Origin of the sequence: Leucobacter luti, assembly GCF_019464495.1 — a bacterium.
Lineage (GTDB): Bacteria > Actinomycetota > Actinomycetes > Actinomycetales > Microbacteriaceae > Leucobacter > Leucobacter luti_A.
Map to the genome: position 1 here is coordinate 1220968 of NZ_CP080492.1, position 12005 is coordinate 1232972.

Below are 12005 nucleotides of genomic sequence, written 5' to 3' on the forward strand. Positions count from 1 at the left end.
GGGAGTCGGCGGCGGCGAACTGCCGTTGCACCCCTACGCCAGGTGCACTAGGCGTAGAACCCTTCGCGCAGGTTGATTCCATACTCGAGCCACGCCTTGAGCGCCGCGAGCATCCCCGTCCAGCCCTGGCAGTTATCGAATGCACTGCGTGCCCCGAGCGACGTAGGATTCCACGAGGACTCTGTGATGGTCACTAACGTTCTCGTGGCGTCGTCTGCGACGGGTTCGAATTCGAACTCGACAGTGGTGCTCCCGACCCCTCCCGCGGCTTCCTGCCCCTCCCACTGAATCACAATGCGTGAGTGCGGCACCGCCTCCACCACAGTGACCGGAAACGCTCCGGGAAAATCGTGGAAGTCCCACTGCACCACAGCACCCGATTCAAGGCGCCCCCGAGCGCCGCCAGTCGTGAAGTATTTCGAGAGCTGCTCGGGATCCGCAACAGCCTCGTACACCTCGGCACAGGGGCGCGAAACGCGGCCCGAAACCGTGAACTTCAGCTCCGTCAGCTCATTCATGTGATAAATTTACAACGTGTCAGTGGATCAAATCAAGCCCTCCGATGATGATTTGGTATTCAAAGCTCTCGCCTCCGCGACTCGGCGGCAGATTCTCGATGCGCTCAAAGAGTCCTCCCACACCACAGGTGAGCTCTGCAACCGGTTCCCCGCCCTCGATCGCACGACAGTGCTGCAACATCTTCGAGTGCTGGAGCGCGCAGAGCTGGTGACGGGTCGCAAAATAGGGCGCGAGCGCCATCTCGCTCTTGCCCCCCTCCCGATTAAGCGCATTCAGGACCGCTGGATCGGGGACTACGCGCGCTCAGCCGTTGAGCTGCTTGAATCGCTGAACGACGCGGAGCCCGCACCCAAGATCCCAGGTACTCAGTGAGGTCTCGGGCACTCGCAGTGAGCACCCACTCATCAACTGTCTCGCTCCGGGAACCTTTCGATCACGCGGCACTACTACGCGGCGTCCGCATGGCGGGGGCGCAGTACCGGAGTTGTGACAGGAGCACGAACAGGAGCAGGAGCTGGAGCAGAAATGGAATCAAGAACACGCACACACGCGCACGCCACGGTTGCACCACCCCGCCACACAAAGTGATGGAATAGGGACATGACAGAGAAAGCTCCGCGGATGACCGAGCGAGAGTCGAAGGCGTGGCTCGGGCTCATCAACCTCGTGCAGCTTCTCCCCCACGAACTCGATGCTCAGTTGCAGCGCGACTCCGATCTCACACACTTCGAATTCACCGTGCTGTCGAGCTTGTACGTGTCGCCCGGCGCAACTTTGCGCATGACCGAGCTCGCCACGGACACCGCCGCCACGCTGCCGCGACTCTCGCATGTGTGCACACGACTCGAGCAGCGCGGGCTCGTGGAGCGGGTGCCGTGCGCCGAGGATCGCCGAGCGACGAATATCCGACTCACAAGCGCTGGCCGCAGGCACTTCATCCGCGCCATTCCGGAGCACATCGAACTCGCACGCAAACTCGTGGTGGATGCGCTTACCGAGTCAGAACTCGAAGCTCTCGCCAATATCTCAGAAACGATCGGCCGCAGGCTGGCCGATCACCGCGCAAGCTAGGCCACCACAGGCTCAGAGCGGGATCGACGCGCTCGCCCCGATCCGGCGCGGCCCTGTCCGCAGACCTCCGCTGCGCCTCCCCCACCGTGCGAACTGAGGCTTCTCCCAGGCAGACCCCGAATGCTTGTCGCGACAACTAAAGTCCGATCGGGGAGATTTCTTGGGTGATTCGGCGGGTCAGCAGACCGTAAAGCAGCAGCGGGCAGACGCGCGCGCGAAGAAGGTCGAGCGATACCAACAGGAGCGCCGGGCGCAGCAACGCAGGCGCAAGATCGCCATCGTGAGCGGTTCTATCGGGGGTGCGGCAGTATTGGCGCTCATCGTGACATTTATCGCCACCGCCGCGGAGCCCGCGCAGCGGCCGCAGGACATCGCGATCGAGGGGCTGCAAGAGTTCACGAACTTGCCGGCCACGCACGTCGGGCCCGCTCCGGTGGACTACGAGGCCGAGTACGATATGAAGCCACCCGCGGGTGGAAATCACTTCCAGGCCTGGCTCAACTGCGGCATCTACAGCGAGCCCCAGCCGAACGAGAACGCGGTGCACTCGCTTGAGCACGGCGCGATCTGGGTCACGTACAATCCGGACACGGTGACGGATGAGCAGCTCGACGAATTGCGATCGGCCGTGCCGGATCAGTACGCGATCGTCTCACCCTTCCCGGGCCTTGAGACACCGATTGCCGTGTCAGCGTGGGGCGCTCAGATCACGATGGACTCCCCCAGCGATGCGCGGCTCGGGCAGTTCATCGACCGGTACTGGAAGTCGGCGTCTGCCCCAGAACCCGGCGCTTCCTGCTCGGGCGCGTACGAGGGCGCGGGGCGTGTCGTCTAGTCGGATCGGCACAGGCCTCAGCATATTCATCGCGACAGTCGTTGCGCTTGTATTGGTGGCCACGTCATTGATCATTGGCCGCGTGACTGCCACACCCGAAACAACTCCGACCACGCTGAGTGCCGAAGCGGGGTTCGCGAGAGACATGCAGGTCCATCACGAGCAGGCAGTGGAGATGTCGTACATCGTGCGCGAGCAATCGGCCGATCCCGCGATCCGGCTCCTGGGATACGACATCGCAACGTCCCAGGGGCAGCAGGCGGGGCAGATGTTCGGATGGCTCGCGATCTGGGGGCTGCCGCAGGCGTCGCCCGAGCCCGCCATGACTTGGATGCACCGCCCACTCCCCGGGGAGGGCGGTGCGCACGCGGGCCACGCGTCTCGCGTGCAGGATGCCAGCGATTCCGGATCCGCCACGCAAGCACCCCCTGAGACCATGCCCGGCATGGCGAGCAGCGAGCAGCTCGCTGAGCTGCGCGAGGCCACCGGCCCTGACGCGGACCGCCTGTTTCTCCAGCTCATGATCGCGCACCATGAGGGCGGCGTTGAGATGGCGGAAGCGATCGTGCGGCGCAGTTCGAACCGGACCGTCACCGATCTCGCCAACAGCATGGTCGCCGCGCAACGCAGCGAGATTCAGCTGATGCAGGATCTCCTTGCGGAGCGCCAGCCTTCGGCGCCCTAACCCCGCGAGCACCGTCCACCCCACAACTGTTGAGGATCACCCACATGAATGCTGCCCAGAAAGCGACACGGAACTCCGCTCGCACCCCACTCCTCATCACCGCGGGAGTCGTGATCATTGCGATAGTCGCGGGGGCCGTGTGGTGGTTCGCGAGCCGCGCGGATTCTGCTTCCGCGGAGAATCCCGTGGGGGCGGGAACTGCGGCTGCGGGTTCCGCCGTTACTGGTGAGGTACGCGGCCCGGCCGGGGCGCCGTCCGAGCGCGCTGACGGGCTCCCCGCCGAGACTGCGATGGGAGTGAACGAGCTCAAAGTGCGAGACCTGGCGGCGGTGCGCGCGTACTACGAAGACGCCATCGGGCTCTCGATCTTGGAAGAGCGAGCTGGCGAAGCGCTGCTCGGGCTTGCGAAGACACCGTTGATCAGACTCACGGAATCGAAGGAGCCGCTGCCGAAGCCGGACGATGCCGGGCTCTACCACACGGCGATTCTGTATCCGGATGAGGCGACGCTGGCGCAGACGCTCCTGCGCGTGGCGGAGCAGGCACCGGCAAGCTTCCAAGGGTCGGCGGATCACCGGGTGAGCCAGGCGTTCTACTTCGGAGATCCCGAGGGGAACGGTCTGGAGCTGTACGTGGACCGTCCGGAGGAGGAATGGACGTGGGTCGACGGGCAGGTGGTGATGGGCAGTGATGCGCTCGATCCGAACGAGTTCATCACCACGCACCTCGGCGGCGAAGCGCTGGGTACCGCAGCTATGGGGCACGTGCACCTAAAGGTTGGCGATCTCGATGAAGCGCGCGAGTTCTATGCTGACACGCTCGGCTTCGACGTGGTGTCTGAGGCCGACGGGGCACTGTTCTACTCGGCGGGCGGCTACCACCACCATCTCGCGACGAACACCTGGATGAGCTCGGGCGCCGGCCCCCGGTCCACCGACGTGGGTCTGGGATCCGTGTCGATCACGCTCCCCGACGCTGCGAGCGTTGACGCTGTTGCTGAGCGAGCGCGGGCCGCTGGCGTTGCCGTCGACGCTGTAGCGGGCGGAATTTTCGTCGCGGACCCATGGGGGAATCTGGTGCGGGTGGTGGTCTAGACCGACGTGTCGTTCTGAAGCGCTTGGGGGGCCCGGGCACTTCAGCTGGAGGTACACACACTGAGGTGTCTCAGCGCAAGAGGGATCCTCCGCGGCGTCACCACAATCACTCAGGCGGAGAGCTTTCGGACAACTCCCAACTTGCCTGCGTGTTGGCCTGCGTGCTGGACTGCCGGAGGGGAAACTCTCGTCGGCCCGGTCTGGAGGCTCTCCCCTGCACACCGCCCCGGCATCTCAGGGTTCCGCCCTCGTTCGGAAGCGCGACCTTGCGGAGTCCGGCACAACTCACCACACGGCAGTTCGTTTGGATGCCCCGGGTGTGCGCGTCTTTCTGAGCTCAGCGAACGAAGATTCGGCTCCCACAACGGCTGGGCTGCTGTCTTGCGGCGATCCAGAGCGGAGGTCCGCGTGACGATCGACGACACAGATCGGGTCAGAGGTTTCCCGCATCAGCCGATTCTTGAGACCAACTATTGATGTCGCGGTGTTCGTGCCGGGTCCTGTGCAGGCGTCTCGCAATGTGAGGCCAAAGCGGGATTCGGTGAATCGCGAGTTTCTGGGTAACAAAAAAGACTCCGGAACTACCGCAGATCCCTGCAGTAGTTCCGGAGCTATTGGTCGGGCTGACAGGATTTGAACCTGCGACCCCTTGGAGGTTTTTGAGCACCACCGAAAGCTTGCGAAAATCTCGAGTTTTCCCTGATCGTACCGGGGATCGAGTGATCCCTCTTGGGCTAGTCTACCCGGTTGTTGGCGGTCCGTCACGGGTGATTGAGATGGGTTTCTGATGGGTCAAGCAAAGTAGCATAGAACTGATCGCCCTTCCCTCCAGCAACTTCCCTTTCTTACGCATCATTCATTCTCGACCGAAACCAGGCCTTCGACGCTCTTCTTCTCGAAGTAACGGAACTTTTGGATAGCGTCAGTCATGTTGCCGACGTCGATCACGCCGATCTCAGTGAGCTTCCGATAGGACTCAAGCGAAAGACCCGTAGATCGAAGGAACAGCTCGGTGTCCAGCGACTCGATGACGTGTGCGAGGCGCTCTTCTCGATAGTCAGTGAGGTACATAAAGATCAGTACCTTCGCCGTCACCTTTTTGAGCTTGTTGCGCAGGTCACGACGCTTCTCGGCGATCTCCTTCTTCGGCTTCTTCTGTTCGTTCGCTCCACCGCCCTCGCGCTTCACGGTGGTGAGCTTCTTCGATGCCGTTACGATCTTCTCTGCCTCTTCGCGGATCGTACGGAAGTCTTCAATCTGCTCCAGCTCGGCGATGAGATCAGCGTCTTGGAGGAGCCGATCCATCGTGACGCCGTTTAGGTTGTAAAGATCCACCGATCGCCAGCGGCGAGCGAGAGCGTTCGCGCCGATACCGCCGTGTGCCCAGTCGAGGATTGCTTGGACGTCGAGTTGCTCCATCCGGCCACCGTCAATTGCGAAGATTGGCAGGAAGTTGATCAGTTCGCCGAGCACGGACGCCTGGGTGGCTTGCCGGTCGGAGGAATTGTTGGCCAGCTCTGTGCCATAGAGTGCCACGAGTGAAAGCGCACGATTCGGGTCAAACTCGAACACATAGGCCGTTTGTTTCTTGGTCTCGCCGTCGATCTTCCACGGAGACTGCACCCGAAACGCGGCCTGGAAGTACGATTCGGGAGCCTTCAGCGAGCGAAGCATGAAGATCGATGACCACTCTGGCACGGTCACGCCGGTCATGAGTTTGCCGCACGAGAGCGTGATCGAACCGGACTTCCCTGCTTCTTCTGCATGACGGATCGCAGCCTGGAGCGGCTCGAGCGCTTTCGCTCCGATCTTCGCCTTCGTGCCCGCGGCGACATATATTTCGAACCCCGAGAAGTAAGGGTCGTGCCTCAGCAGTTCAGCCATTGCTTCGCACGCAGCAACATCCTGCATGTACCAGACCGAGTGCCGCACGGCATCCGCAAATTCCGCAGCCTCATAGGGAAATTGGGCATTTGTCTCGAACGCTTCTATTACCCGCTCCGGCAGTGCCTTCTTACCGCGGATCAGGTCAAGAAAAGAAGCAACATAATCCGGCTTCTCGAAGACGTACGCATCGCTGTCCCTCTTCGCCTTGAAATAGGTGTTCAAGTCGAAACCGGCAAACTCTCCGCCGTCATCCCAGTCGCCCGCAGGAGCACCCATTGCGTAGGTGTACATCTTCATCTGCGGAAGCTCGGAGTAAGGGTTCGGCCCCTCCGAACGATTCCAGTTTTCTTTCTCGCGCTGTTCGTCGATGTAGGTCCAGTTGAAGACTTCAGACTCGTCGTAGTCTCCGTTGGTAATCGCTTTGAACGGGGTGCCCGAGAGGTGCAGGTGAAACTTCGTTTTCAGCCCAGCGTCGGGCTCCAAGACCACATCAGCTTCGTTGTCGGACGCCACTTCCGATGCTTTCGCAAACATCTGTGCCATGGCCGCTTCAGACTTATCTTGCGGGTCGTACACCTCCCGTGCGGCAGCGGTTGAGGCGCCGAAATGGAACTCGTCAATGACAATGCAGTCCCAGTCAACGAGGTGCAGGGTCTCGTTCCGTGGCTTCGGTAGGCCCGCAGGATCTCGCCCGATGACATCCTGAAATGACGCAAACCAGGCCGTTGGTCTGCCGCTATCGATCATCGTGTCAGCATCTTGCGGCGGGGTGTCGCGATCCACATACTGCCAGTCGATGAAGTCCACGTGGCCGAGCAGGTCGTCGCGCCAGGCGCTTCGAACAGCGGGCTTGTAGGTGAGGATGAGCAGCTTCGTCCATCCCATCGCGTTCGCGAGCTGGTAGGTGGTGAAAGTCTTGCCAAAACGCATCTTCGCGTTCCACAGATATTTCGGGGTGCCTCCAGCATGCGCCCGGAAGAATGCGGCGGTCTGCTCAACGGCATCTTTCTGCTCAGGCCGCATCGGAAAGTCCTGAATGCGCGTCGGATCAAATGGAACGCCGCACTGCAAGGCACGGATCGCCGCCCAGACTTCACTCTCCGTCGCTTCGAACCACTCCCCACCCGGATTCACCACACCGGCGCCGGTGAGGACCCGGTGCACGTCGTGGTCGGTAAAGTCGGTTCCATCTGGTTTCGTCGCTGGCTCAGAGTGAAACAATACATCCACGCCCTGGAGCCCGGGGAAGGCCGTACCGACCTGCTGCCGGACCCGGTCAATGCCAGGATTTACGGTCTGGCCGACCTTGATCCAGGAGTCACCTTTTTGCCCATTCGGGCGTCGCCACGACTTTGCGTTTCCCGCGTGTGTGTAGGCATAGATGTAGTTCGTCACTCCATCTCCTCACCGTCATCATTCTCAGTGAATGAAAACACCGAGTCGACGATGGTTGTCTCGTCAATGATCTCTGCGTCTGCTTCACCCAAGCTGGCCAGATATTCAGCGCGAATGTCTTGAAGGCTCCGCTGGGTGTCCTCGACGACCCACCACCACCATCCGTTATGCCCTCTTCCAGTCGCTGCCGTCGCTGCTCCTGAGGGCGTGTCGTACGCGGTGTCCCCGACGTAGAGCAAGCCGTCCTCCGACACGATCGCAAGCGCGTCAGCGAATTGTGAGTTGGGATGACGGCACCTCAGACGTGTACCCGCATTGAGCCAGCCCGATGAAACGAGATGTGCAATGTAGACGTGCGCAGTCTCGGTCGGCTGACGTGGGGTGTCGGCGGGGAGCCCAATGTGGCCTACGGGCACCGGCCAAATGTCAAGGATTTGCTCGGCAAGCTGATCTGTTCGTGCTTCAATCGTGCGCTCGTCCCACTCAAGCGGCGCGAGGTTCATCGCATCCTTCGTGATGAGCACATCATCGTGGTTCAGAAAATGCTCACGCTTCGACAGCCACGACCCGTTATTGATCGTGCTGTTCAGCTTCTGAGTAACAAGGGTGAGGTTGCCCAGCTGGTGAAGAATCTGGTCGCGCACGAACTGCTGTTCCTCGGTCAAATCAGCCGACCAGTGTTTCCGCCATTTCTGCGGCATAAGGTGCTCAACGGTTCCCTTTTCGCGCACAACCGGCCCCATCGTGAGCTGCTTACCATCGGGGTAACCCCGTTTGGCGTCTTCGACGGCTTCGAGCACCATCCGAAGACGAACGCGCCGGTATTTGGTGTACGCCTTTGCCCCCACTAACGCATCACGCACTTCATCGTCTCCTGGCCAGTAGCCAACGGGCGTGTCGTTCGACGCAAGGTAGTTCTCGATCGCTTCTGGAAGCGCGTCATTCGGTTGCTCTCGGAGGTGTTTGATCACGTCGATGATGAAGCGGTTTGCGCCCTGTGAGGCGGTTTTCACCAGCGCGCGCCGGACAAGCCAACTCTCTAGCGTTGCAAGTACGCGTCCCTTATCGGAACCGGATACCTCCGTCTGTTCGGGCTCGTCCAGCCAGATAATGAGCGGGCGCGCGACTTCGGAGTCCAGCGTTCCTACCCTGTAGCTGAACAACTCAACCCTGCTGAGCGGCCCGTTCGGCTTCTCTGCCCCCTCGATGATGGCCCGATAGCGATCGGATGCGGCTCTGATCCGCGGTAATAGAGCGGAGACGTCCTTGGCGACGGTGTTAACGTAATGCTTAAACTGGCTGAAAACTTCTCGAATTGGGAACTCGCTAAGGGTTCGCGCAGTGAGCCATTGCCAGAGAAACAGGGAGATCCGTGAGTTCGTGATACGCCCTGTGGTGATCTGCTGTTCCCACCAGGGGGTCTCAAACTCTGCCCAATAGTTCAGGTATGCCTGCTCAGCCGCATCGGGTGTTGCGTCGAGGTTTTGGAACACAAAATTCTTGATGAGGTCGGCGGCTGAAAGCGGGGTGCCACGCGCATTGAGAGTCTCGAATATCGCCTGGGCGTCTTCGTTTACTTCGAGACGGATGTTGGCGATTTCAAGGCGATCCAAAATGGTCGGAACAAGGGTGCGTGCGCGACCGATAGATCCATCATCATCGCCCAGCCATGCAGCAATCTCCTCAGAGAAGAAGCGGTGGGCATCGCTCAATCTCGAGGCGAGTATCTGGTCATAGTCGGCGGGAGCGGTGGCCGACATCACCGCAACGAAACCGTCACGGTCTCGGTTGGTCGGCCATAGCTTGTATCGATCTTCCTCCGAAGCGCGATAGTCCGTGGGATTCTCGATCAGCGGAAGAATCTGCCCAGCAAGTTGTTCCAGGCCGCGGTGAACGAGTTGGTCGTGGAGCGCATCCAGAAGAATCTGTAGCGTGGTGAGACGCTGCTGCCCGTCAATGATATTCCAGGTCGGAAGCGCTCCCAGTGTGGTCGGCACTTGCTGAATGACGATTGCGCCCAGAAAGTGTGACGCGTTCGGGTTGTGCTTGCTAATGATTTCAATGACGCGGACGATGTCCTGCCACAACGGAGCCCACTGGGTCTCTTTTGACCAGACATACGGACGCTGGAAGAGAGGAACAACCAACTGTGTCGGGTTGTAGAAGACATCCTTTGGCTTGACTACGTCGGTCTTCACTCGTCGTCACCACTCTCGTCCGAGTCAGCGGAGGCATCACCAGCGCGGTATTTTCGACCGCCTGGGAGGTGCGTCGCCGGGATTGATGAGTCGAGCGAGAGGATGAGCGAACGCGGCTTAATTGATGCCTCGATGTAGTCGATCTCCTCCTGCGTCAGATTGAATCGGTCATAGAGATCCGTGTCTGTCCAGCGGCGAGTAAAGTCGAGATCAGGAACGAACTTGAACCGTTCACCGGTCACGTGTTGGGAAATTTTTCTCTGAAGCACAAGAAAACGTGCGAACTTCGTTGCAAGAAAGTATGCGTAGTTCTCGGTTTCAGATCGAGTTGGAAAAGTACCTGCCACCAGGTAGCTTTGGGTACAAATTGAGCCCGGAGCCAATGCGATCGGTTCGCCGAGAACGACATCAATAATTCGTCCACTATTGTCTAGAGCGGTGTCGCCACTACTAGCATTCGGAACAAGCACTTTCCACCGGTTCACCCACTCCTCATTCTTCGTGATCGCGGCTCGAGGAACGTACCCGATCTTGGTGCCGAAGATCAGAGGTACTGCGCCAGAGAATTCATCAGCCACAGCGCCCTTGTAATTCGTGCGGAAATTGTCATTAAATGCAACACCCGTAGATACGTTCTTCTCAATCGATCCGAACCAAGCGTGATGGTTCATCACGTGCTTCACTATGGCTACTCCAACATTGTCGCGGAGTAAAACACCATCACCATCTCGCAGATCACGGGTTGCGGTCGAGATCGTGCGACCATCGATCTTGGTGGTGAAATCGCAGTCGCCATCATGACTGCGATCCCAGAGGAAGTAGGAGACACCACCACGGATTTTCGCCTGGGGAAACACATCAAATATCTTTGGGCTATCGACCAGGATTTTCAGGTGGCGATCCGCAATCATCCGGGTGCGGTACTCATCGAGACCAAGACCTCCGGCGAACCACCGAGACGGCGTGATCATCACCACGTACCGGGGGTTCATCGCGATGGCTCGCTCCACGAACAGGTTGTAAATCGGCTTGGTCCGAGTGTTGCCCTCGACGCCTATCTGGTAGGGCGGGTTCCCGATGATCACGTCAAACTGCATATCGGCCACCTCCTTCGTTGGGTACGTTTCGTGGATAAATGAGTAAGCAAACGATTCACGCTGCGCCCTAATTAATGCTGCAGGCGCACCGCACCGCTCGCACTTCGATCCCTTAAATTTCCCGAGATCATCGAGCGTGTGCTCGGTCTCAATGAATGGGATGTTCCCGTCGGGGTCGTCGAAGTGCACGATGAGGTCAGCCAGCGCCGGGTCCTTCACCTCGGTGCCGGTCGCGTTTTTCGTTTGGTAGAGCGTTCGGCGGGCGATCTCGCCGTTAAGCTGCGTGGTTGCGGCGCCGTAGAGCATGTGCCGCAAAATGTGCGCACGACGCTTCTCGCCATCCGGCTCCCAGTCAGCGAGACCGACCATGAGCCGCTTGAATACCTCGCGAAGATAGATTCCTGATTTGGTTGCAGGGTCAAGCCATGTGTAGCTCGGTTCTGACCAGACCTGCTCGGGCAAGATGTCGAGCATAGCCGCCACTACCTTCGGTGGAGTATAAACGTCGTCGTTCGGTAGTTGCGCGAGCGTCTCCAGCACATCCGGAACGTGGGCATCCGGAGTCTGTGCCACGAAAGTGCTCGTCATGCCCCCATCTCCGAGAAATGCACGGTCGGCAACGGCACAGGAGGTTCGTAAAACAAATCCATCGCGGGTGCCTCCAACTCTGAAGGCACCCGCTGGAAGCGCTCACCCGACAGGGGTGAGTACTCAATGAACACGATCTGCTCGGCGCCGTTCAGCGAGTCACCAACCACGATGTTCGTTCGGAGGATCTCGCGCGCCGCACGACGGAATGACTCTGAGGCATCCCCGTCGTCGAAGGCAGCCGCTGCCGTAATCATCGCCAACATGCGCTCGCGCGCCTCGTGAACGTTTTGCTCATCGATGTCAACTGCATAGATGGAGGCCACGCAACGCAGAAGTGCGAACTCAAACCAGTCCGCGGTCCCACCGAACTTCCTCTCGTCGATGAGCGCGATCTTGCGATCCAGAATCGCGACGAGAAAGTTCCCATCACCCGCCGCCGGCTCTAGAAAGCGGGTGTCGATTTCGACGAACGCGTCGGGAATGAGGTCAAGCATTGCGTTCACCTCGCGGGGCTGTGTATATACCTCGCCGAGGTCGCGCACCCGTTCCCGAGATTTGATGTGCCGCGGTTCCGCCATTACACTCCCGCTCATCTTTGCCCCAGTCATGCCCTTCATTATGGCGTAGACCACC

General features: G+C 59.9%; 10 protein-coding genes. 5 read left to right on the forward strand and 5 right to left on the reverse strand.

The window, feature by feature from the left end:
- Nucleotides 1-47 precede the first annotated feature (47 nt).
- Entirely contained in the window at nt 48-518 is a 471-nt protein-coding gene (locus K1X41_RS05580; RefSeq protein WP_220175524.1) for an SRPBCC domain-containing protein, read from the reverse strand.
- Between the two features lie 16 nt (nt 519-534).
- On the opposite strand from K1X41_RS05580, the gene K1X41_RS05585 reads away from it, so the two are divergent.
- From K1X41_RS05585 to K1X41_RS05605, 5 genes are all read left to right on the forward strand, one after another.
- Nucleotides 535-891 carry an ArsR/SmtB family transcription factor gene (locus K1X41_RS05585; RefSeq protein ID WP_133615798.1) on the forward strand — a complete coding sequence of 119 codons (357 nt, stop codon included), beginning with the start codon at nt 535-537 and terminating at the stop codon, nt 889-891.
- A 228-nt stretch (nt 892-1119) separates the two neighbouring features.
- A complete protein-coding gene (locus tag K1X41_RS05590) occupies nt 1120-1590 on the forward strand; it encodes a MarR family winged helix-turn-helix transcriptional regulator (protein ID WP_243642867.1) in 471 nt (156 codons plus the stop codon).
- A 160-nt stretch (nt 1591-1750) separates the two neighbouring features.
- A complete protein-coding gene (locus K1X41_RS05595; protein WP_132204195.1) occupies nt 1751-2425 on the forward strand; it encodes a DUF3105 domain-containing protein in 675 nt (224 codons plus the stop codon).
- Nucleotides 2426-2507: 82 nt separating this feature from the next.
- A complete protein-coding gene (locus tag K1X41_RS05600; protein WP_243735989.1) occupies nt 2508-3110 on the forward strand; it encodes a DUF305 domain-containing protein in 603 nt (200 codons plus the stop codon).
- A 44-nt stretch (nt 3111-3154) separates the two neighbouring features.
- Nucleotides 3155-4204 (forward strand): VOC family protein, encoded by a 1050-nt coding sequence (locus K1X41_RS05605; RefSeq protein WP_258566666.1) that lies wholly within the window; start codon nt 3155-3157, stop codon nt 4202-4204.
- A gap of 852 nt (nt 4205-5056) precedes the next feature.
- Here the strand turns inward: K1X41_RS05605 and K1X41_RS05610 are convergent.
- From K1X41_RS05610 to K1X41_RS05625, 4 genes are read right to left on the reverse strand one after another with little or no spacing between them, the layout of a single operon-like run.
- Nucleotides 5057-7486 (reverse strand): GIY-YIG nuclease family protein, encoded by a 2430-nt coding sequence (locus K1X41_RS05610; RefSeq protein WP_220175525.1) that lies wholly within the window; start codon nt 7484-7486, stop codon nt 5057-5059.
- Nucleotides 7483-9684, reverse strand: coding sequence for a GmrSD restriction endonuclease domain-containing protein (locus K1X41_RS05615; protein WP_220175526.1), 2202 nt, complete (start codon nt 9682-9684; stop codon nt 7483-7485). The genes K1X41_RS05610 and K1X41_RS05615 overlap by 4 nt, the downstream gene beginning before the upstream one ends.
- A complete protein-coding gene (locus tag K1X41_RS05620) occupies nt 9681-11369 on the reverse strand; it encodes an Eco57I restriction-modification methylase domain-containing protein (protein ID WP_220175527.1) in 1689 nt (562 codons plus the stop codon). The genes K1X41_RS05615 and K1X41_RS05620 overlap by 4 nt, the downstream gene beginning before the upstream one ends.
- The gene (locus K1X41_RS05625) at nt 11366-11980 is read right to left on the reverse strand and encodes an SAM-dependent DNA methyltransferase (RefSeq protein WP_220175528.1); all 615 of its coding nucleotides are present in this window, start codon (nt 11978-11980) and stop codon (nt 11366-11368) included. The genes K1X41_RS05620 and K1X41_RS05625 overlap by 4 nt, the downstream gene beginning before the upstream one ends.
- Between the last annotated feature and the right edge of the window lie 25 nt (nt 11981-12005).